At 72.1% G+C, this 20467-nt stretch carries 17 protein-coding genes; 4 read left to right on the forward strand and 13 right to left on the reverse strand.

Annotated features, from left to right (window positions below; genetic code table 11):
• Positions 1–35: 35 nt before the first annotated feature.
• The 3 genes from PARN5_RS0105590 to PARN5_RS0105600 are packed head-to-tail and all read left to right on the forward strand — an operon-like array spanning position 36 to position 2937.
• Complete coding sequence (locus PARN5_RS0105590; protein WP_017998791.1) at positions 36–1130, forward strand: ABC transporter substrate-binding protein; 1095 nt, start codon at positions 36–38, stop codon at positions 1128–1130.
• Positions 1127–2161, forward strand: a complete 1035-nt coding sequence (locus PARN5_RS0105595) for an iron ABC transporter permease (RefSeq protein WP_017998792.1) — start codon at positions 1127–1129, stop codon at positions 2159–2161. The genes PARN5_RS0105590 and PARN5_RS0105595 overlap by 4 nt, the downstream gene beginning before the upstream one ends.
• Positions 2161–2937, forward strand: coding sequence for an ABC transporter ATP-binding protein (locus PARN5_RS0105600; protein WP_017998793.1), 777 nt, complete (start codon positions 2161–2163; stop codon positions 2935–2937). Before PARN5_RS0105595 ends, PARN5_RS0105600 begins: the two co-directional genes overlap by 1 nt.
• Here the strand turns inward: PARN5_RS0105600 and PARN5_RS0105605 are convergent.
• From PARN5_RS0105605 to PARN5_RS0105635, 7 genes are all read right to left on the reverse strand, one after another.
• Positions 2934–4361: an inorganic phosphate transporter gene (locus PARN5_RS0105605; RefSeq protein WP_017998794.1), complete on the reverse strand. Its 1428-nt coding sequence runs from the start codon at positions 4359–4361 to the stop codon at positions 2934–2936. The two genes, PARN5_RS0105600 and PARN5_RS0105605, sit on opposite strands and share 4 nt — an antisense overlap.
• Before the next feature lie 8 nt (positions 4362–4369).
• The gene (locus tag PARN5_RS0105610; RefSeq protein ID WP_017998795.1) at positions 4370–4828 is read right to left on the reverse strand and encodes an NUDIX hydrolase; all 459 of its coding nucleotides are present in this window, start codon (positions 4826–4828) and stop codon (positions 4370–4372) included.
• Positions 4825–5256, reverse strand: coding sequence for an alternative ribosome rescue aminoacyl-tRNA hydrolase ArfB (gene arfB, locus PARN5_RS0105615; RefSeq protein WP_017998796.1), 432 nt, complete (start codon positions 5254–5256; stop codon positions 4825–4827). Before arfB ends, PARN5_RS0105610 begins: the two co-directional genes overlap by 4 nt.
• Before the next feature lie 66 nt (positions 5257–5322).
• Positions 5323–7374, reverse strand: a complete 2052-nt coding sequence (pbpC, locus tag PARN5_RS0105620) for a penicillin-binding protein 1C (protein WP_051070974.1) — start codon at positions 7372–7374, stop codon at positions 5323–5325.
• A 169-nt stretch (positions 7375–7543) separates the two neighbouring features.
• Positions 7544–8692 carry a TIGR01620 family protein gene (locus PARN5_RS0105625; RefSeq protein ID WP_036744745.1) on the reverse strand — a complete coding sequence of 383 codons (1149 nt, stop codon included), beginning with the start codon at positions 8690–8692 and terminating at the stop codon, positions 7544–7546.
• A 9-nt stretch (positions 8693–8701) separates the two neighbouring features.
• Positions 8702–10069, reverse strand: a complete 1368-nt coding sequence (locus PARN5_RS0105630) for a YcjX family protein (protein ID WP_017998799.1) — start codon at positions 10067–10069, stop codon at positions 8702–8704.
• Positions 10070–10127: 58 nt separating this feature from the next.
• Positions 10128–11549 carry a hypothetical protein gene (locus PARN5_RS0105635; RefSeq protein WP_017998800.1) on the reverse strand — a complete coding sequence of 474 codons (1422 nt, stop codon included), beginning with the start codon at positions 11547–11549 and terminating at the stop codon, positions 10128–10130.
• A 108-nt stretch (positions 11550–11657) separates the two neighbouring features.
• Between PARN5_RS0105635 and hrpB the strand changes: the two genes are divergently transcribed.
• Positions 11658–14075 (forward strand): ATP-dependent helicase HrpB, encoded by a 2418-nt coding sequence (gene hrpB, locus PARN5_RS0105640; RefSeq protein WP_017998801.1) that lies wholly within the window; start codon positions 11658–11660, stop codon positions 14073–14075.
• 41 nt (positions 14076–14116) lie between these two features.
• On the opposite strand, the gene PARN5_RS0105645 is transcribed toward hrpB, so the two are convergent.
• The 6 genes from PARN5_RS0105645 to PARN5_RS0105670 all read right to left on the reverse strand — a co-directional run bounded on the left by PARN5_RS0105645 (position 14117) and on the right by PARN5_RS0105670 (position 20221).
• The gene (locus PARN5_RS0105645) at positions 14117–14665 is read right to left on the reverse strand and encodes a DUF308 domain-containing protein (RefSeq protein ID WP_017998802.1); all 549 of its coding nucleotides are present in this window, start codon (positions 14663–14665) and stop codon (positions 14117–14119) included.
• Between the two features lie 149 nt (positions 14666–14814).
• Entirely contained in the window at positions 14815–15708 is an 894-nt protein-coding gene (gene fmt, locus PARN5_RS0105650; protein ID WP_017998803.1) for a methionyl-tRNA formyltransferase, read from the reverse strand.
• A gap of 26 nt (positions 15709–15734) precedes the next feature.
• Positions 15735–16610 carry a dienelactone hydrolase family protein gene (locus PARN5_RS0105655; protein WP_017998804.1) on the reverse strand — a complete coding sequence of 292 codons (876 nt, stop codon included), beginning with the start codon at positions 16608–16610 and terminating at the stop codon, positions 15735–15737.
• Positions 16595–18232, reverse strand: coding sequence for an alpha/beta-hydrolase family protein (locus tag PARN5_RS0105660; RefSeq protein WP_017998805.1), 1638 nt, complete (start codon positions 18230–18232; stop codon positions 16595–16597). The genes PARN5_RS0105655 and PARN5_RS0105660 overlap by 16 nt, the downstream gene beginning before the upstream one ends.
• Before the next feature lie 229 nt (positions 18233–18461).
• Positions 18462–19250 (reverse strand): metallophosphoesterase, encoded by a 789-nt coding sequence (locus tag PARN5_RS0105665; RefSeq protein ID WP_017998806.1) that lies wholly within the window; start codon positions 19248–19250, stop codon positions 18462–18464.
• Complete coding sequence (locus PARN5_RS0105670) at positions 19247–20221, reverse strand: diacylglycerol kinase family protein (RefSeq protein WP_017998807.1); 975 nt, start codon at positions 20219–20221, stop codon at positions 19247–19249. Before PARN5_RS0105670 ends, PARN5_RS0105665 begins: the two co-directional genes overlap by 4 nt.
• Positions 20222–20467: the final 246 nt, after the last annotated feature.

The following is a 20467-nucleotide window of genomic DNA, read 5'->3' on the forward strand; positions in this document are numbered from 1 at the left end:
GACGGCGCGCCCCGCCTCTCCTGAGGACCGACGCCATGACCCTGACCCGCGCCCTGCTGGCCGCCCTTGCCCTGATCGCCTCGCTTGCCGCGGCCCGCGCGGATGTGACGGCGACCGACATCCTGGGGCGCGAGGTCACCTTGCCGAAACCGGCCGAGCATGTCGTCCTGGCCGAGGCGCGGCATCTGGCCGTGCTGGGGCTGATCCACGACGATCCGGTGGCGCTGGTGTCCGGCTGGCGGCTGGCACGCGCGCTGGATGCGCCGACGCTGGCGGCCTATCGCGAGAAATTCCCGAGCCTCGACCAGGTCAAGCCGGTGGGCGCCGGCGCGCGCGGCCTGTCGGCCGAGGCGATCATCGCGCTGCATCCCGATCTGGTGGTGCTGACGCTGGTCGACCAGAACGACCCGGCGACCGAGCTGGCCCGCCAGCAGATCGAGGCGGCGGGCATCCCGGTCGCCTATGTCGATTTCTTCTCGCATCCGCAGGAAAACTCGATGCCCAGCCTGCGCATCCTGGGCAAGCTGACCGGCGCCGAGGAGCGCGCCGAGGAATTCGCCGAATTCTACGAAACCCGGCTGGACCGCATCCGCGACCGCCTGCCGCCGCAGGTGCCGCGCCCGCGGGTGTTCTTCCACGTCCATGCCGCGCCGACCGGCTGCTGCGCGACCGTGGGCACCGGGGTGTTCCACGACTTCATCACCACGGCGGGCGGCGCGAATATCGGCAACGAGACGGTGAAGACCGTGCAGGGCAATGTCAGCCTGGAAGCCCTGATCGCCGCCGACCCCGATGTCTATGTCGCGACCGGCGGCACGCATATGGCGGCGCGGGGCGGGCTGGTGCTGGGCTCGGGCGTCGATGCCGAAACGGCGCAGGCCAGTTTCGACGCGCTGGTCTCGGCGCCCGGCTTCTCGGCGCTGCGGGCGGTGCAGGACGGCCGCGCGGCCGGCGTCTGGCATATGTTCAACGATTCGCCGGTGCATATCGCGCTGATCGAATATCTGGCCAAGACCTTCCATCCCGACCTGTTCCAGGACGTGGACCCGAATGCGACCCTGGCCGAGATCAACGCCCGCTTCTCGCCCGTGACCGTGCCGGGCACCTGGTGGGTGACCAAGGGGCAATGACCACGGACACGCTTGAACGCTATCACCGGCAGGGCCGGCGCCACGCGGTTCTGGTCGGCGTGCTGGCCGTCGCGGCGCTGGCCGCGCTGCTCCTCGACCTGGTGACCGGCCCGGCCGGGCTGCCGCTGGCCGAGACGCTGCGGGCGCTGACCGGCGGCGAGGTCGCCCGCGGCACCGAGGTCATCGTCTGGGCCGTGCGCCTGCCCGTGGCCTGCATGGCGCTGCTGGTCGGCGCGGCGCTGGCGCTGGCCGGGGCCGAGATGCAGACCGTGCTGGAAAACCCGCTGGCCGAGCCCTTTACCCTGGGCGTTTCCGCCTCGGCCGCGCTGGGGGCCGCCGTCGCCATCGTCCTGGGCCTGACCATCCCCGGCCTGCCGGCGGTCTGGAGCGTCTCGGGCAATGCCTTCCTGTTCGCGCTTGGCGCGCTGGCGCTGCTGCAACTCCTGGGCCGCATCCGGGGCGGCGGGCCCGAGGTGCTGATCCTGTTCGGCGTGGCGCTGAACTTCACCGCCGCCGCGCTGCTGTCGCTGGTGCAGTTCATGGCCTCGGCCGATGCGCTGCAACAGCTGGTGTTCTGGACCATGGGCAGCCTCGCCTCGGCGCAATGGCCGGGAGTCGTGATGCTGGTCGTGGTGTTGGCCGCGGCGGTGCCGTTTTCCTTCCGCGCCGCCTGGCGGCTGACCGCGCTGCGGTTGGGCGAGGATCAGGCCCGCAGCTTCGGCGTCGACGTGGCCGGCCTGCGGCGCTGGACGCTGTTCCGGGTCAGCCTGCTGTCGGCCGCCGCCGTGTCTATGGTCGGCGTGATCGGCTTCGTCGGCCTGGCGGGCCCCCATATCGCGCGGATGCTGGTGGGCGAAAACCACCGCGTCTTCCTGCCCGCCAGCCTGTTGACCGGGGCGCTGGTCATGTCGCTGGCTTCGACGCTGTCGAAGACGCTGGTGCCCGGCGTGCTGCTGCCGGTGGGCCTGGTCACTTCGCTGATCGGCCTGCCGATCTTCTTCGCGCTGATCCTGCGCGGGAGAAGGCGCTGATGCAGGGCTTGCTGGCGCAGGGCATTTCGGTCCGCTTCGGCGCGCGTCCCGTGCTTCTGGGGCTGGACCTGCCGCTGCTGCGCCCGGGCGAGGTCACGGTGCTGGCCGGCCCCAATGCCGCCGGCAAATCGACCCTGCTGCGCGCCATCGCGCAATTGCAGCCGCATGGCGGTCGGGTCGTGCTGGACGGGCAGGACCTGGCGCATATGCCGGTCTCGGCCCGCTCGCGGCTGGTCGGCTTCATGCCGCAGACCCTGCCCGGCGCCTCGTCGCTGGTGGCGCTGGAAAGCGTGATCGCGGCGCTGCGGGCCGGGGCGACCATCGGCGCCCGCCAGGCCGACCACGCCGCCATGGCGGTGATGGAGACGCTGGGCATCGCCGCCCTGGCGCTCGAGCCGCTGTCGGCGCTGTCGGGCGGGCAGCGCCAGATGGTCAGCCTGGCGCAGGCCATCGTCCGCGACCCGCGCCTGCTGCTGCTCGATGAGCCGACCTCGGCGCTGGACCTGGCGCGTCAGGTGCGGCTCTTGTCGGAACTGCGCCGCCTGGCGGGCGAGGGGCGGATCGTCGTCGCAGTGCTGCACGACCTGGCGCTGGCGGCGCAATGGGCCGACCGGATCGTGCTCTTGCACGACGGCCGCACCCATGCCGAGGGCCGGCCCGACGAGGTGCTGACCCCGGCCCTGCTGGCGCAGGTCTATGGCGTCGAGGCCCGGGTCGAACGCTGCTCGCGCGGCCGCATCATGGTGCTGATCGACGGCGAACACGCGCCGGATTAAAGCAATCGCCCGATCCAGACCAGCGCCGCCGCCAGCGCCGCCGCCGCCGGGACGGTAATCAGCCAGGCCCCCAGGATCATCCGCATGTAGGAGCGGCGCACCAGATGGCGGCGCCTGCGTTCCTCGTCCGGCAGCGCGGGCCGGGCGGCGGCCAGCCGGCGGTCGCGCCATTCGCGATAGAAGCCGATGCCGAAGACGCCGCCCACGGCGATATGCGTGGTCGAGACCGGCAGCCCCGCCGCCGAAAACCCCAGCACCGTGGCCGAGGTGGCGAGCGAGATGCACAGCGCCCGCGCCGCGCTCAGCCTCGTGATCTTGCTGCCGACCATATGCACCAGCCGGCGCCCGAACAGCAGCACCCCCAGCGCGATGCCCATGCCGCCCAGAAGCAGCACCAGCCGGCCCTGCGGCAGCAGCGCGGTCCGGGTCGGCAGGCTGTCGAGGATGATGCCCAGCGGTGCCGCGACGTTCGAGGTGTCGTTCGAGCCATGCGCAAAGCCCATGACCACCGCCGCCGTGACCAGCGGCACGCCCAGCAGCTTCTTCAGCGCCAGCTGGTCGCCGCGATTGGCCGCAATCTCGCGCTGCAGGCGCAGCCGGGCATAGACCCAGCCGGCGGCCCCGGCGCCAAGGCCCAGCGCCAGGATGGCGATAAGCGGCAGCCCGTGCCAGGCCACCCCCGCCATCGAGCCCAGCAGCGCCGCGGTCAGCGCCACCATGACCGGCAGCCAGACCCGGCCGGCGGCGACCCGGTCCTCGCGCTCGATGACCCGGTTGCGCAGCGCCGCCAGGAACAGCGCCGCCAGCGCGCCCGAGATCAGCGGCGAGACCACCCAGCCGATGGCGATCATGCCAAGCTCGGGCCAGTTCACCGCGTCGGGACCGAAGCTCGCGAGCCCGGCGCCGGCGATGGCGCCAACGACGGAATGCGTGGTGCTGACCGGCGCGTCGAGCCAGGTCGCCAGCGTGATCCAGCCCCCCGCCGCCAAGAGCGCGGTCAGCATCATGCGCGCCGTCGCCTCGCCCTGGCCCAGCGCGTCGCCGACCAGCCCCTCGGTCAGGGTCTGCGTGACCGAACCGCCGGCGATCACCGCGCCCAGCACCTCCATCACCGCGACCAGCACAAGGCCGGTGCCCATGCCGATCGCCCCCGCGCCGACGGCGGGGCTGAGCGAGTTCGACACATCGTTGGCGCCGATCGACAGCGCAAGCCAGGCCGCCACCGCCATGGCGGCGGCGACGATGCCCAGCGCCGGCTGGCCGGCAAAGATCGCCGTCGCGGCATAGGCGGCCGTGGCCATGAAGATCAGCGCGATGCCCAGCCGGAACACCGGCCGGCCCGATTGCAGCATCGCCCGCTCGCTATGGGTGACGCGGCGCAAGTCCTTGTCCAGCGTCCGATATTCCCGGGTATAGCGCGCCATGCCCCGCGTCACGACCCGGCGGCGGCGGGCAGCGCCCGCAGGATCTGCTGCAACCCCGGCTCGGCCACCATCCGCGCCGCCTCCTGCGGCGAAAACCAGCGGCGGCGGCGCTGCTCGGCCTCGGGGTAATCCTCGGCGAGGCTTTCGACATACAGCGGAAACACCCGCACCTCGACCGGGATGGCGAAGCCGCGCTCCTGGTCCTTGTCATAGCGATAGCGGCCGATCTCGCAGGCCGCGGCGCGGCCGCGCACGCCGGCCTCTTCCCAGGCCTCCTGCAGGGCGGCGCCGGCCAGGCTGCGGCCGGGCATGGGCCAGCCCTTGGGCACGATCCAGCGCCCGGTGCCGCGGCTGGTCACCAGCAGCACCCGGCCGCTCGCCTCGTCCAGGCACAGCGCGGCGACCTGCATCTCGGGCGGGCGGCGGCCCAGCAGGCGGGCCAGCCTGTCGCGGAACTCGACGATCATTCGCCGCCCTCCGCATCGCGGATGCGGCCACGGGCGGCCTTGACCTCGCCGCGCTGGGTTTTGGCGGCCAGGCGGCGGCGCTGGCTGCCCAGGGTCGGGCGCGTGGGGATGCGCTTGCGCGGCGCGACCAGGGCCTGGCGGATCAGCTCGGCCAGCCGCTCGCGCGCCAGCTCGCGGTTGCGGGCCTGGCTGCGGGTCTCCTCGGCCCGGATCAGCACGGCGCCGTCCAGCGTCCAGCGCCGGCCCGCCAGCCGCTTCAGCCGCGCCTTGACCGGCGCCGCCAGATGCGGCGAACGCTCGGCCTCGAAACGCAGCTCGACCGCGGTCTCGACCTTGTTCACGTTCTGCCCGCCCGGTCCCTGAGACCGGGTGAATTGCTCGGACAGCTCCCATTCCTGGATCGTGATCTGGTCGTTGATATGCAGCATGGTCGGAATATGTCGCAAAATCCGGTTAAGAAAAGGTCAAGCGAATCACGAAACGCGCAAATCGCGTCAGTGCAACCGTATTGTCGCAGTCGCCGAGGCGCCATCGGCATCGACGACCGTCAGGCGGGCAAAGCCGGGACCGGGATCGGGCAGCTCGGCCCAAGGCTGCGGCCGGGCGATGGCGACCGGCGCGCCGTTCAGCAGAAAGGTCCAGGGCGCCCGCCCGCCCCGCGCCTTGGCGGTCAGCGACCCGCGCCGTTCCAGCTCGGCCCCGTCCGGCGGATAGGTCAGGCGCAGCGCATCGGGGCTGGCCGGACGGGCGGCGGCGGCGCTGGCCTCGCCCGGGGCGGCAAAGCGGCGCAGGGGCAGCGGCAGCGCGCTGTTCGGCAGCGTCAGCGCCTGCGGCGGCGGCGGGGGCAGCGCGACCGAGGGCAGCGCGTCGAACAGGTCGAACAGCACCGGCGCGGCGAGATCGCCGCCGAAGCCGCCCGGGACCGGCGTGCCATCCGGCCGGCCCAGCCAGACCGCGCCGACATGCGCGCCGTCATAGCCCACCGCCAGGGCATCGCGAAACCCGTAGGACGTGCCGGTCTTATAGGCCAGCACGCGCTGCCGCACCCCATGCGGCGCCGGGATCGAGGCCAGGACATGCCCGACCTGCCAGGCCGCGACCGGGCCGAACATCGGCGCCTGCCCGGCCGCCGCGCCGCCGGGCAGCGCCGACAGCGTGATGCCGCGCCCGCCCCGCGCCAGCGCGGCATAGCCCTGCGCCAGCCCCTCCAGCGTCACCCCGGCCCCGCCCAGCACCACCGCCAGCCCCGGCGCATCGCCCGACAGCCGCAGCTCGATCCCGCCGCGGCGCAGGGCCTGGGCGATGCGGTTCGGCCCGACGGCATCGGCCAGCTTCACCACCGGGATGTTCAAGGACCAGATCAGCGCGTTCTTCAGGCTGACGGTGCCGCGGAAATGCCTGTCGAAATTCTGCGGCTGCCAGCGGCCGAAGGCGGTCGGGCGGTCCTCGATCAGCGTCTCGGGATGCGCCAGCCCGTCATCGAAGGCGAGGCCATAGACAAAGGGCTTCAGCGTCGAGCCCGGGCTGCGCCAGGCCCGCGCCATGTCCACGAAACCGGCCGAGGCGCCATCGGTCCAGTCCGCCGCCCCGACCTCGGCCAGGATCTCACCGCTGCGGTGATCGGCCAGCACCACGGCCGCCGACAGCCGCCGCCCGGCGCCGCGCACGGCGCGCGAGGCCAGATCCTCGGCCCGGCGCTGCAGGCGCGGGTCGATGGTGGTCTCGATCCGGCTTGCGCCGGGATGCTCGCGCAATAGCCGCGCCGCCAGCAGCGGCGCCAGGGCCGGAAAGGCACGGCGGGCGCGCGGCACCGGCTCGGCCATCGCCGCCCGGGCATCGGCATCGGAAATCAGCCCTGCCCCGGCCGCCCGCGCCAGCACCCGGTCCCGCGCCGCCTTGGCGACGACGGGAAAGCGGTCCGGCCGCCGCGCCTCGGGCGATTGCGGCAGGGCGACCAGCAGCGCCGCCTGCGCCGGGCTCAACCGGCGCGGCTCCTTGCCGAACCATTGCAGGCTGGCCGCGCGGATGCCCTCGACATTGGCGCCATAGGGGGCGAGGCGCAGGTAAAGCGCCAGGATCTCGCGCTTGCCCAGATGCCGTTCCAGCGCCAGCGCCAGCCGCAACTGCCGCAGCTTGCCGGCCCATTGCCCGGTCGGCCCGGCCTCGATCAGCCGCGCCACCTGCATGGTCAGGGTCGAGCCGCCCGAAACCACCCGCCCATGCCGCAGCGCCTGCCCCGCGGCGCGCAGCATCGCCAGCCCATCGACGCCGGCATGGCGCTGGAACCGGCGATCCTCCCACAACAGCAGCATGTCCAGGAACAATGGATCGACCGGCCCGGCATCCAGCCGCCAGCGCCCGTCGGCCACCTGGAACGGCCGCAGCAAGCTGCCGTCCCGCGCCACCACCTCGACGCCGACGGGCACCTCGAGCCGCGGCAGCGCGGTCGCATCGACCCAGGCGTCCAGCCGGTCGCGCAGCCCGGCACCCAGCCCCAGCAGCAGCACGAAAGACATCAGCAACAGGGCAAGGCGGCGCGCTCTCATACCCGAACCATACGCCAGTGCCGCGGCGCGGGAAACGGCCGCTTCTTTGCTCTGAAAATACCCAACCGGCAGTGCAGATGCGCGCGGCCGGATGGGTATTTGGAAAACAGAGAAGACGAGCCGGCCCGGCGCGTTTCACCGTTTTCCAAATACCCCAGCGACGGGGCGCCTAGCGCGGCTCGTCCTCGCCGAACAGCCCCTTCAACCCGCGCGCGATCAGGTTGCCGACCTTGGGGCGCGGCTGGTGGATGAAGGGCAAGGGCCGGCAGACCTCCATCGCGGCAATGCCGACGCGGGCGGTCAGCGCGCCGTTCACCACGCCCTCGCCGAAGCGTTTCGAGACCTTGGCCAGCAGGCCGCCGCCCGCGACGGTATGGATCAGGTCGTCCCCGGCCGCGACGGCGCCGGTCGCGACCAGATGCGTCATCACCGTCCGCGCCAGCCGCCAGCCGCCGACGGCACCGGCGCGGCCACCATAGATCTCGGCCATGCGCCGGATCATGCGCAGGTTCGCCGCCAGCGCGGCAAAGACATCGGCCAGCGCCAGCGGGATCAGCGCGGTGGCGGCCGCGACGGTGCGGGCGGCGGCCTCGATCTCGCGCCGGGCCTCAAGGTCCAGCGGTGCCAGCAGCTCGCCCTCGGCCATGGCGATCAGGGTCTCGGCGTCATAGGCCTCGGATTTGCGCTCCTTGAGCCGGGTCAGGCCCCATTCCAACTCGGGCCGGGTGCGGTAGAGGCCTTCCATCCGGCCGACCACCTGCTGCGCCGCCGCCAGGTCGCCCGAGGCCAGCGCCGCACCGGCCGCGCGGTTGATGCCGTCGATGGCGCCGAAGCGCGCCCAGGCCCGGTATTCGCGCACCGCCATGGCCAGCGCCGCCAGGCAGAACAGCACCATGAGTCCGATGCCGATCCAGCCGAGCAGGGGATAGGCGTTCAGCAGGTCGGTCAGGTAGCGCAGCGCCGCCACCGACAGCAGGAAGGTGAAAAGCGCCACCCCGCTATTCAGGAAGAACCGCGTCAGCCGCGACGGGCCGGCGCCGACCAGCCGCGCCACCATCTGCATGGTGCGGGGCTGCGGCAGCGGCGCGAGCGGACCGTCCTCGATCGCCGGGGCGTCGGCGGGCGAGGGTGCCGCGCCCTCGCGCGTCTCGCTGCGCGGCGCACGCCGGTCGCGGCGGTCGCCCGAAGGCGGCAGCGGCGGGGTCTCGGGCATGACCTGGGCCACCGGCTCGGCGTCGGAGGGCGCGGCATCGGGGGCGCCCATCTCGATCAGGACCGGCCCGCGCCGTTTCGCGAGGTCTTTCGGGGGTTCAGCCATCATGCCTCCTCAGATCCGGTCGCCGATCAGGAATTCCGCCGCCCGGTCCAGACGGATATGCGGCGGCCCGTCGCCGGGGCGCAGCGTGGCCGGCGCCGGGGCAAAGTCCATGATCGCATAATCGCCGTCCAGCCAGCGCGTCGCACCCTGGCTTGCCGGCACCAGCAGTTCCGCCGGGTTCGCCGGCAGCTCGCCGGGATAGAAGGCCGCCTGCCGCCCGTCCATCAGCGTGCCGCGCACCGCGGGCAGGTCTTCGCCGTCCTGGCGGATCATCTCCTCGGTGGTGCAGCGCAACGAGGCGATGGACATGGCCTCGGTCCGCGCGCCCGAGAAATCGGCGCGGTCGCGCGCCTCGCGCAGCATGGCGGCGGTGATCGCGGTCAGGCGCGGGTGCTGGGTATGGTGCAGGTGATCGGCCTTGGTCGCGGCGAACAGGATGCGCTCGACCCGCCTTGTGCCCAGAAGCTGCGCCAGCCAGCCGGCGCGCCCGGGGCGAAAGGCGGTCAGGATGTCGGCCATGGCGCGGCGCATGTCCTCGACCGCCTGCGGCCCGGCGTGGATCGCGCCCAGCACGTCCATCAGCACCACCTGCCGGTCGATGCGGGCGAAATGCTCGCGGAAGAAGGGCCTGACCACCCGCGCCTTGTAGGCACCGAAGCGGCGGGAGAATTCGCGGCCCAGGGCCGTGTCGCGCATCTGCTGCGGCAGCGGCGTGAAGGTCAGCGCCGGCGAGCCCTCCAGCTCTCCGGGCATCAGGAAGCGGCCGGGGGTGCAGTCGGACCAGCCGGCCTCGCGCGCCCGGTGCAGGTGGCTGGTATAGGCCTGGGCCAGCGCCTGCGCCGCCGTCTCGTCGAAGCGGCCGGCATCGGTGCCGGCCAGCGCGGCCAGGAACTCCAGCGCGCCGGGGCGGCCCTTCATGCGGTCCAGCACCTCCTGCGACCAGGTGTCGAAGTCGCGCTCCATCAGCCGCAGGTCCAGCAGCCACTCGCCCGGATAGTCCACGATGTCGAGATGCAGCACCTGCGTGCCGCGCCAGCCGGCGATCATGCCGCGCGGCTGCACGCGGAGCGACAGGCGCAGTTGGCTGACATGGCGGGTGCCCTCGGGCCAATGCGGATCGGGGCCGGTCATGGCGGCCAGGTGGCGTTCGTAGTCGAAGCGCGGCACGGTATCGTCGGGCTGCGGCTGCAGCCACGCCGCCTTCAGCGAACCGTCCGCCGCCGCGCGAAAGCCCGGCATCCGGCCCCGGTCCAGCAGATTCGCCACCAGCGAGGTGATGAACACGGTCTTGCCGGCGCGCGAGAGCCCGGTCACACCCAGCCGGATCACCGGGTCGGAAATCCCGAGGCCCTGCATCAGATCGTCGGCAATTCCCATCCGGTCCCCCGCCTGTCGCCCGGTCAAGATATGCAGCCGGGCGGCGGATGTGTAGGGCTCAGGTATAGAGCGTCAGGTAGTTGTTGATCACCACGTCCAGCGAGTCGCGCTCCACCTCGTTGCCGTCGAGGTCGGTGAAGATGGTGTCATCGTCCAGAACCTCGCCATCGCCCTCGCGGAACTCGCCCTCGTGGATGGTGCCATCGGACCATTCCTCGCGGTAACGGTCGGTCTGGAAGCCGATGTTCAGCCCGGTCGCGTTCTCGATGCGCATGATGTCCTGGCCGCCCAGCCGGATGATCGTGTCGCCATCCTCTTCGACGACCGAGACATTGCCGAAGCGGTCGGCATCGGTGCCGGCCTCGGCCGGGGGAATGTTGACGCGCAGCCAGTCCTCCGTGGGGTCGAAATCGGTCACGGTGGCCGATTCGCGGCTGTCCACGTAACCGTCGATGCTGTCGGCGCCGGCGCCGCCGGTGATGGTGTCGCCCCGGTCATAGCCGATGATGTCATCGCCATCGCCGCCGTCCAGACTGTCGCTGGACGCACCGACGCGCCAGGAATAGCCGTCCTGCGCGGTGCTGGCATGGTTGCCCCAGGCATCGTTGCCGACAATGCTGTCGTTGCCCGCGCCGCCGATCAGCGTGACCGAGCTGTCGTCGTGATAGTCATTCGTCAGCGCGTCATCGCCACCACCGCCATCGGCGCGCGATCCCTCGCGTGCCACGAACTCCTCACCCGCGCTGTTGCCGGTGAAATCGGCGCCGTCATACAGGCGGAAGCGCAGCCCGTCCGCGACCTCGCCGCGCCCGGTCACCACATCGCCCCGGCCCAGCACGATCTCGCTGTTCGTCAGGCCGGCGACGTGAATGGTATCCGCCCCCTCGCCGCCATTGATGACCATATTCTCGCCCGAGGCGCTGATGAGGTCGTCGCCCGCATCGCCCAGCACCAGTGCGCCGCTGCCCGAAAGGATGATCTCGTCATTGCCCGCGCCGCCCCGGCCCAGCAGGGCGTAATCGCTGCGGCCATCGCGCAGGTCGCCCGGCTCGCTGTGCAGTTCCAGACGGTCGTCTCCGGCATCGCCGTCGGCATGGATGCCGCGCCCCGAGCCGATGATCGTATCCGCGCCATCGCCGCCGCGCGCCATCACGACGCCGGGCGGCACGCGGCCGGGCGCATCGGGATCCCAATCCCGCCAGGCGTTCCAATGGCCATCGTCGGCCGTCAGGTTGGTCGAGTCGTGATAATAGCCGGGATCGTCAGGCGAGCCGACCGTGATCCGGTCGTCGCCGTCACGCCCCATCACCCGGCCGCGAAAGCCCTCGGGCGCGGTCAGCGTGTCGTCGCCGGCGGTGCCGCCGGTCTGCGGCTCGGGTTCCGGTTCGGGCTCGTCCCGGTTGTCATCATCATCCTGGAAAAGCTGACCAAAGGCCGCGGCCCCCAGCGGCACCAGCAGCAACAAAAGCCATTCGTTCATCGCAATCCCCTTCCGCTCAATGCGATCACGCAATCGCGAGATCCCGACCGTTGTCAATGCGCCCGCGACGGCCTTTCCCCGCCGTGACGCTTTTGCCATAAGGCGGCCATGGAACTCCCCATCGACGCCGTCCTGCCCGACCTGACCGCCGCGCTGTCGGCTCATGGCCGGGCCGTGCTGATGGCGCCCCCGGGCGCCGGCAAGACCACGCGCGTGCCGCTGGCGCTGCTGCCGGTGATCCAGGGCCGCATCCTGATGCTTGAACCGCGCCGACTGGCCGCCCGCGCCGCCGCCGCCCGCATGGCCGAGACCCTGGGCGAGCCCCTGGGAACCCGCGTCGGCTATCGCATCCGCGGCGAGAGCGTCGCCGGCAGCCGCATCGAGGTGGTGACCGAGGGCATCCTGACCCGGATGCTGCAATCGGACCCCTCGCTCGACGGCATCGGCTGCGTGATCTTCGACGAATTCCACGAGCGCAGCCTGAACGCCGACCTCGGCCTCGCGCTGGCATGGGAGGCGCGGGCGGCGCTGCGCCCGGACCTGGCGCTGCTGGTCATGTCGGCCACGCTCGACGCCGAGCCGGTCGCGGCGCTGCTGGACGGCGCGCCGGTGATCCGCTCGCAGGGCCGCGCCTTCCCGGTCGAGACCCGCTGGCTGGACCGTCCCCTGCCCGCGGGCGCGCGGCTGGTCCCCGAGGCCGCCCGGCTGATCGCCGAAGCCGAGGCGGCGACGCGGGCCTTGGGCGGCACCATCCTGGCCTTCCTGCCCGGCGAGGGCGAGATCCGCCGCACCATGGCCGCGCTGGACCTGCCGGCCGAGGTGGTGGCGCTCTATGGTGCCATGGAATTCAAGGCCCAGCAGGCGGTGCTGCGCCCCGCGGCGGGGCGGCGGGTGGTGCTGGCGACGTCCATTGCCGAAACCTCGCTGACCATTCCCGACGTCAAGGTGGTGGTCGATGCCGGCCGGGCGCGGCGGGCGCGTTTCGACCCCGGCTCGGGCATGTCGCGGCTGGTCACGGAACGAGTCAGCCGGGCCGAGGCCGAGCAGCGCCGCGGCCGCGCCGGCCGGGTCGCGCCGGGCATCTGCTATCGGATGTGGGCGCGGGCCGAAGAGGGCGCCCTGCCCGCCTTCGCCCCGCCCGAGATCGCGGTTGCCGACCTGGCGGGGCTGGCGCTGGAACTGGCGATCTGGGGCTCGGACGGCAGCGACCTCGCCTTCCTGACCCCGCCGCCCGAGGCCGCGCTGGCCGAGGCCCGCGCGCTGCTGCGCGATCTCGGCGCGCTGGACGCGGAGGGGCGCATCACCGACCACGGCCGCCGGCTGGCCGCGCTGCCACTGCATCCGCGCCTGGCGCATATGCTGGCCGTGGCCGGGCGCGAGGCCGCCGGTTTGGCCGCGCTGCTGGCCGACCGCGACCCGCTCAGCGGGGCTCCGGCCGATCTGGCGCCCCGGCTGGCGGCGCTGCGCGACCTGCGCGCCTATCGCGACCGCCATCCCTGGCCGGTGAACGACGCCGCCCTGCACCGCATCCGCGACGAGGCGAAGCGCCTGCGCCGCATGAGCGAAAGCGGGGCCGGCGACAGCACCGACCTGTCGCCCGGCGCCATGGCAGCCCTGGCCTATCCCGACCGCATCGGCCAGCGCCGCCGCGACGACCAGCCGCGCTATGTGCTGTCGGGCGGCAAGGGCGCCGTGCTGCCCGAGGGCGATGCCATGGCCGCGCATCGCTTCATCGTCGCGACCGACCTCGACGGCGACACGCGCGAGGCCCGCATCCGCCTGGCCCTGCCGATCCATGAAGCCGAGATCCGCGCGCTCCATGCCGACCGCATCGAGACCGTCGAGGCGGTGGAATGGTCGCGCCGCGACAGCCGCGTGACCGCGCGCCGGCAAGAGCGCCTGGGCGCGCTGGTGCTCTCGGACCGGGCGCTGGACGCCCCCGATCCGCAGGCGCTGGCGCGTGCGGCCTTCGAGGGGCTGCGCCAGCACGGGCTGACCTGGACGCCCGGCGCCGCGCGGCTGCGGGCGCGGATCGCGCTGGTGCCGGACCTGGGGCCGGTCGACGACGAAAGCCTGCTGGCCGATCCCGACTGGCTGCTGCCCTGGCTGACCAGGGCGCGGACGCTCTCGGACCTGCGCGGGCTCGACCTGACCGAGGCGCTGAAATCCCGCATCGGCTGGGACGGCCAGCAGGCGCTGGACCGGGCGGCGCCGGCGCATTTCGTCACGCCGCTGGGCCGCAAGGTGCCGATCGACTACGACCACGAGACGCCCTCGATCGAGTTGAAGCTGCAAGAGCTGTTCGGCGTCTCGCGCCATCCCACGGTCGGCGGGCGGGCGCTGCGCATCTCGATGCTGTCGCCGGGGGCCAAGCCCATCGCGGTGACGACCGACCTGCCGGGCTTCTGGGCCGGCGGCTATGGCGATGTCAGGAAGGATATGCGCGGCCGCTATCCGCGCCACCCCTGGCCCGAAAACCCGCTGGAGGCCGACCCGACCCTGCGCGCCAAGCCGCGCGGGACCTGACCCCCTTCACCGTTTTCCAAATACCCGTGCGGCCGTGCGGTCTAGGCCGCCCTTGCCCGCTTCAGCCGGAACGCCAGCACGATCAGCGCGATGCCGATCAGCACCGCCAGGGTCCCGATCATCCAGGCAAAGCCCAGCAGGCCCGCCGCCGGCAGCAGCACCAGCAGGATGCCCCAAAGCGCCAGCAGCAACCCGCTGAGGCCCAGCGCCCATTCGCCCTCGATCTCGCGCCGCAGGCGGATGGCCGCGATGATGCGAAAGATGCCCGCGACGATGGCCCAGGCCGCCATCCACAGCACGAAGGCCACGGCCGTCGCCGCCGGCCAGAACAGCGCCATCAGGCCGATCAGCACCGACAGCAGCCCGTCGAGCGCCCAGGCCCACCACTGGTCGTCCTGGCCTTTGCGGCGCAAGCCGGTGACAATGGCCAGGATGCCGTCGAAGACCGCATAGACCCCGAAGGTGATCAGCAACACCAGCAGCGTCAGCCCCGGCATGGCCAGCGCGATCAGGCCAAAGACCACGGCGGCGATGCCGCGCAGCAGCAGCAGCCACCAGTTCTCGGACATGGTGCGAACAAGATGATCCATGATTGCACTCCTTGGGACGGAAGCGGATTTCGTCGCTGGAGCGGCGCGAGGCCGCGGTGTCTTGCCACGGCCGGATGCTACCACGGGATGAGCGGATCCGGCTGCCGCAGCGGCCGGATCCGGCACTTTCGTGGCGAAAGGCAACAGGTTCAGTTCAGTAGCGGCGGCAGGCTCAGCCCGCGCAGCACCTCGGCGGCGGGCATCGGCCGCTTGCCCTCGCGCTGCGCTTCCAGCACCTCGATGGCGCCCGTGCCGCAGGCCACGGTAAAGCCCGACAGCACCGTGCCCGGCGCGCCGGAGCCCGCGGCCAGGCGCGAGCGCAAGAGCTTCACCCGCTCGTCCCCGACCAGGCACCAGGCACCGGGAAAGGGCGAGAGCGCGCGGATCTGCCGGTCCACGACCTCGGCCGGCTGGCTCCAGTCGATGCGGGCCTCGGCCTTGTCGATCTTATGGGCATAGGTCACGCCCGATTCCGCCTGCGGCACGGCGGGCAGCGGCAGGCGGTCCAGCGTCGCGGCGATCAGCTCGGCGCCCATGGCGGCCAGCCGGTCGTGCAGGTCGGCGGTGGTGTCCTGCGCGCCGATGACGGTGCGCGCCTCGGCCAGCACCGGGCCGGTATCCAGTCCCGCCTGCATCTGCATGATGGCGACGCCGGTTTCCGCATCCCCCGCCATGATCGCGCGATGGATCGGCGCCGCGCCGCGCCAGCGCGGCAGCAGCGAGGCGTGGATGTTCAGGCAACCGAGCCGCGGCGCGTCCAGCACCGCCTGCGGCAGGATCAGCCCATAGGCCACCACCACCGCGACATCGGCGCCAAGGGCCGCGAAATCGGCGCGATCCGCGGGGTCGCGCAGGGTTTCGGGGGTGCGGACCGTCAGCCCCAACTCCTCGGCCGCGCGCTGCACGGGCGAGGGGCGGGGCTTCTGCCCGCGTCCCGCCGCGCGGGGCGGCTGAGAATAGACCGCGACGACCTGATGCCGCGCGGCGATGGCCCGCAGCGCCGGGACCGAGAAATCGGGTGTGCCCATGAAGATGACGCGCATTGCTGCCCTCCGTTCCTGCCTGGCCGTCATAGCCCGGCGGCGGGCAGGGCAAAACCCCGGACGAAGGCCAGCACGCGCGCGCGGGCCCAGGCGGTGGCTTCGGGGTCGAACGCCAGGGGCGACAGGCGCGAGCGCTCGCTCTGGTCGAAGCCGTGGTCGGCCTCGGGGTCGATGCGCAGGGTCAGGTCGGTGCCGCGCGCCAGCTGGTCGGCGGCCGTGGCGCGGCAGGCGTCGGGATCGGTGATGGAATCCCGCCCGGCCAGCAGCATCAGCACCCGGACCTGCGCCGGCCAGGACCCGTCTGCCGTGCTGACGAGGCCGCAATAGGGGTAAAGCAGCACCACCGGGCCCAGTTGCGCCGCCAGGCTGGCGCGCGGCGCCGGCCATTCGGTCAGGCCGGGCGGCGGCAAGGGCGCGGAAAGCGCGTGCAAGAGCTCCATCGCCGTCCAGCCGCCATGCGAGGCGCCCAGCACCGCCACCTGCATGGCGTCGATGCCCGGCATGTCGCGCAGCGCGGCCAGCGCCACGGCCAGGTCTCCGGCCCGCTCGGACCCGGGCAGCAGCTGCGCCGCGCAGACCGCGCGCCAGGCCTGGGCCTTGTCCAGCCCGCGCGGGGCGTGGCTGTCGAGGATCAGCGCCGCCAGGCCCATGGCGGTGAACTGCCGCGCCCAATAATCCATGTTGTCGCGCACCCCGTCGCAGCCCGACAGCAGCACCACGACCGGATGCGGACCGGGCGTGTCGGGCCGCAGCAGCCGCCAATGCGGCGCGAGCCGCGCCAGCCGCGCCGCCGGCGTGTCGGGAGCGGGCTGCCAGCCGGCATAGTTGCGCGCCGTGTTCAGCCCCAGCCCCGCCAGCACCAGCCCCAGCAGCGCCGCGAGCAGGATCAGCGGTTTTCGCATCCGGCCAGCCCGTTCACGCCGCAGATCGCCTTCAGCCGCGCGGTATCCGCCGCGCTCCAGCCCTCGGGCGCGGTGACCGAGATCCAGCCGTCGATATAGTCGTGCGCGTGGTAGATATGGCCGAAGCCCGGCGGGGCCGAGGTCGCGACCAGCATGTCCGCCGCCAGCTGGAACTGCGTGACGATGGGCGTGAAGCGCAACAGCGGCGAGACATCGGGCGCCGGCGGCTCGCGCATCCATGTCGGCGCGCGCCAGACCGAGGTCGCGTCGTAGAAGACGATGGGATCGCTGCCATATTGCAGGAACAGGATGCGCAGCCGCCCCCAGGGCTTGCCCGAGCGATCGGGCGTTGCGAACTGGCTGGCATAGCGGATGACCTCGCCCTGGTCGATCTGCGGCAGCACGAAGGGGCTTTGCGCCTGGCGCGCCGCATTGGCCTGGCGCCACAGCGTCGAGGGAAAGGGCGGCCCGACCCAGAAGGCGCCCGAGACCGGCTCGTTCATCATCTGGAACGGGTTGAAGGCATGCATCGACGACCAGGCCCCGAGCGAGATGCCGTGCAGATACAGCCGGGGCCGCCGCTCGGCCGGCAGCCCGCGCCAGTGGTCATAGACCAGCCGCATCAGCGCCTCGGTCTGGGCCAGGCCGGCGTCGGTCTCGAAGATCAGCGCCAGCGGGCTTTGCAGATAGGAATACTGGATCGCGACCGTCGCCACGTCGCCGCCCTGCATGTATTCCAGCGCGTCATAGCTTGCCGGATCCATCCAGCCGGTGCCGGTCGGGCTGGCCAGCACCAGCACCTTGCGGTCGAAGGCGCCGACCCGCAGCATCTCATTGAGCGCAGTCCGGGCGCGGGTCTCGGGGTTCTTGTCCTGGGCAAGGCCCACATAGATGCGCAGCGGCTCGCGCGCGGGCCGGCCGGTGAAGCGGGCGATGGCGGCGGCATCGGGGCCCCCCAGCACGAAGTCGCGTCCGGGCTTGCCCATCAGGTCCCAGGCGATCGCCGACGCGGCCGAGCCTGCCTGCCAGTCCTGCGCCGGCGGCGCGACCGAGACGTCGGTCAGGTGCTGGGCCGCGACATAGGAGCTGTCGGCGATGCGCATGGCCCAGTTCACCACGCCGTCGCGGGTCAGGGTGACGGTGATCAGCGCCGCCAGCAGCAGCCCCAGCACATTGGCGCTGCGCACCGGGATATGGCGCGCCAGCCGCAGCCGCAGCAGGTCGAAGAGCGCCTGCACCGCCTTGCCGATCAGGAACAGCAGCAGAAAGACCGCCAGCGCCGTCGCCAGCATCTTGGTGGTGTTCGAGACCTCGAGCGCGGGCATGCCCATGCGGGCGCGGATGCTGTTCTGCCAGTCGTCGGCCATGAAGACACAAGCCCCCAGCAGCGCCAGCACCGGCACCGCCAGAAGCGCATGGCCGATGCGCGCCGCCCGGCCGCGCAGGACCGGGATTTCCAGCGTGCGCCAGATCGCCAGCAGGAATTGCATCATCGCATAGCCTGCCGCCATCGAGGCCCCGGCCAGCAGCCCCTGCACCAGCCAGTCGCGCGGGATCAGCGATGGCGTCAGCGAGGCCGCGACAAGCAGCAGGCCGGCGAGCAGCGGAAGCATGGAAAACATCTGCGGCCTGCCGCCTCCTGCGGTCGTGCTGTCGCGCGCCCTCGTGGGGCGGCGGTTCGGGCGGGATGTTATGGGCGGCGCCGGGGAAAGGGAAGCGTCGGGCGCCGCGGGCTTTTATGCGCCGGCCGGGTGGTGGCGCGGGAGGCGCGGGGGCTCTGCCCCCACGCCTGGCCGGCCCCTCGATGGGGCCGGCCAGGCGTTCCCCCGGGATATTTCGACAAAAGAGAAATCAGGCCGGGCGCCAGAGCCCGCCGCGCCGGGTGAAGCGGATCCGTTCCGGCGGGCGGAAGCCCTGCTCGTCCATCGGGGCGACATGGCGTTCGACCAGCAGGTCGGGGCCGTCGAAATCCAGCGTGGCGAATTCGTTCTGCCGGTCGTCCGGCCGGGCGCAGAGCGCGGTTCCGGCCTGCAGCTGCAGGATCGGCCGGCCGTCTTCGCCCTGGAAGGCGCCGATGGACCACAGATGCAGGTGGCCGGTCAGGACCAGGGCCACGCCGTGATCCTCGAACCGGGCCAGCGCCTCGGGGGCGCCCTTCATCAGCGCCTTGTCGATCTCGGGGCGTTGCTGCATCGGGTGGTGCAGGGCGGCGATGTTGACGCAATCGGGATCGACGCCCTTCAGCACCCGTCCGACCTGTTCGGGCGTGATCACGCCGCGCTGCCAGGCCATCGGATCGACGCTGTTCACGCCCTGCACCCGCACCGCGCCGACATGGCCCACCGGTTCCAGATTGCGGGCGATGGCGCGGTGCCAGCGGCTGTAGGGCCGGATCACCCGGTCGGCGAGCTTGTAGAGCGGGATGTCGTGATTGCCCGGCACGGCGATCAGCGGCGCCTCGATCCGGCGCAGGAAGTCGGCCGCCTGGGCGAATTGCGCCGAGCGGCCGCGGTGGGTCAGGTCGCCCGTCACCACCACCAGGTCGGCGCGGGCGGCATTGACCCGGTCCAGCAGCGGCTCGACCAGCCCCTCGCGTTCATAGCCGAAATGCAGGTCCGAGAGATGCAGGATCCGCGTCATGCCGCGTCACGGCCGCCGCTTTCGGCCGGCACCAGCAGCTTCAGCGCACCCTTGCGCACGCGGATCTGGAAGGGCGAATCCATCCAGGTCTTTTCGCCGTCATGGGCGACATATTCATGGGCGGGCTCGGTTTCCAGCCGGATCTCCTCGGCGCAGACCAGGTTGAAGTCCTGATAGCGCGCGCTCTTGCCCATGGCCAGCCGCATGGCCGAGCGCACCAGCGGCCCCGGCCGTCGCGCCCGCGCCACCAGGAGCGCCAGCTGTCCCTTGCGCACGCAATCCGCGCCTTCCAGCCCGAAGCTGTCCAGCTGATAGGCGCTTTTCGCCACGAAGGCGAGCGCGGTGGTGAAGCGGCGTTCCTCGCCATGGCTGCGCACCACCAGCTTGAGCGGATGGCGCAGGTTCCACAGCGCCACCGCCGCCGACCAATAGGCGGCGACGCGCGAGCGGCCCCAGCGCTTGTAGATGCTTTCGCGGCGACGCAGGATCTCGGGATAGGCGCCGAAGCTGACGTTGTTGAGGAAGATCATCCCGTTCATCTCGCCCACGTCGACGCGGCGCAGGGCCGGGGCGTCGAAGATCTTCAGCGCCTCCTCGACCGTTTCGCCCGAGCCGATGTCGCGGGCGAAATAGTTGAAGGTGCCGCCGGGGATCACCGCCATGGCGGTGTCGGTTCCGGCGACGGCGCTGGCGACCGCCGCCTGGGTGCCGTCGCCGCCGGCCGCCACGATCAGGTGAAAGCCGCGCCGGACGGCGTCGCGCGCCATGTCGGGCAGCGCCGTGCCCTCGTCGGTGCCGTGGATCTCGAGCTCGGCGACGCGGCCCTGCAGCACTTCGCGCAGGGTTTCGGCGATGTCGGCGCCCTGCTTGCGGCCCGATCCCCGGTTGGCGATCACGCAGACCCGCGCCCGCCCCAGGTCGAAGCCGCCCGCTTCCGCCTCATCCGCCGCGCCTTCGCCCTGTGCCGTCATGCCCTGTCCCTTGGCCCCTGAATACGCCTTGCAACACGCGGCGGGGTCTTCGGGTTCCGGCCGGGCGGCCTGCGGGATTTCGCCGCGGCGGGAAAATCCTGATCTTTTTACTTGCCTTTTGTCGGCCGCTTTGACAGGTTGCGCGCGGGAAGCCCAAGGGTGGGGCCATATGCCTTGCCCACCCCGCGGGTTGCGGGGACGCCACCCGATGCCGCCGCAACCTGACCCAATGCGAGAACGTCCGCA

Origin of the sequence: Paracoccus sp. N5 (genome assembly GCF_000371965.1) — a bacterium.
Classification (GTDB): domain Bacteria; phylum Pseudomonadota; class Alphaproteobacteria; order Rhodobacterales; family Rhodobacteraceae; genus Paracoccus.

Excerpts from the sequence above, each read along its gene's own strand:
- PARN5_RS0105635 (WP_017998800.1), bottom strand. The coding sequence starts at position 11,549 with ATGAACGAATGGCTTTTGTTGCTGCTGGTGCCGCTGGGGGCCGCGGCC.
- PARN5_RS0105605 (WP_017998794.1), bottom strand. The coding sequence starts at position 4,361 with ATGGCGCGCTATACCCGGGAATATCGGACGCTGGACAAGGACTTGCGC.
- PARN5_RS0105665 (WP_017998806.1), bottom strand. The coding sequence starts at position 19,250 with ATGACGCGGATCCTGCATCTCTCGGACCTGCATTTCGGCTATGAACGC.
- arfB (WP_017998796.1), bottom strand. The coding sequence starts at position 5,256 with ATGCTGCATATCAACGACCAGATCACGATCCAGGAATGGGAGCTGTCC.
- PARN5_RS0105630 (WP_017998799.1), bottom strand. The coding sequence starts at position 10,069 with ATGGGAATTGCCGACGATCTGATGCAGGGCCTCGGGATTTCCGACCCG.
- PARN5_RS0105600 (WP_017998793.1), top strand. The coding sequence starts at position 2,161 with ATGCAGGGCTTGCTGGCGCAGGGCATTTCGGTCCGCTTCGGCGCGCGT.
- PARN5_RS0105590 (WP_017998791.1), top strand. The coding sequence starts at position 36 with ATGACCCTGACCCGCGCCCTGCTGGCCGCCCTTGCCCTGATCGCCTCG.
- PARN5_RS0105655 (WP_017998804.1), bottom strand. The coding sequence starts at position 16,610 with ATGCGAAAACCGCTGATCCTGCTCGCGGCGCTGCTGGGGCTGGTGCTG.
- pbpC (WP_051070974.1), bottom strand. The coding sequence starts at position 7,374 with ATGAGAGCGCGCCGCCTTGCCCTGTTGCTGATGTCTTTCGTGCTGCTG.
- PARN5_RS0105625 (WP_036744745.1), bottom strand. The coding sequence starts at position 8,692 with ATGGCTGAACCCCCGAAAGACCTCGCGAAACGGCGCGGGCCGGTCCTG.
- hrpB (WP_017998801.1), top strand. The coding sequence starts at position 11,658 with ATGGAACTCCCCATCGACGCCGTCCTGCCCGACCTGACCGCCGCGCTG.
- PARN5_RS0105645 (WP_017998802.1), bottom strand. The coding sequence starts at position 14,665 with ATGGATCATCTTGTTCGCACCATGTCCGAGAACTGGTGGCTGCTGCTG.
- PARN5_RS0105610 (WP_017998795.1), bottom strand. The coding sequence starts at position 4,828 with ATGATCGTCGAGTTCCGCGACAGGCTGGCCCGCCTGCTGGGCCGCCGC.
- fmt (WP_017998803.1), bottom strand. The coding sequence starts at position 15,708 with ATGCGCGTCATCTTCATGGGCACACCCGATTTCTCGGTCCCGGCGCTG.
- PARN5_RS0105670 (WP_017998807.1), bottom strand. The coding sequence starts at position 20,221 with ATGACGGCACAGGGCGAAGGCGCGGCGGATGAGGCGGAAGCGGGCGGC.
- PARN5_RS0105595 (WP_017998792.1), top strand. The coding sequence starts at position 1,127 with ATGACCACGGACACGCTTGAACGCTATCACCGGCAGGGCCGGCGCCAC.
- PARN5_RS0105660 (WP_017998805.1), bottom strand. The coding sequence starts at position 18,232 with ATGTTTTCCATGCTTCCGCTGCTCGCCGGCCTGCTGCTTGTCGCGGCC.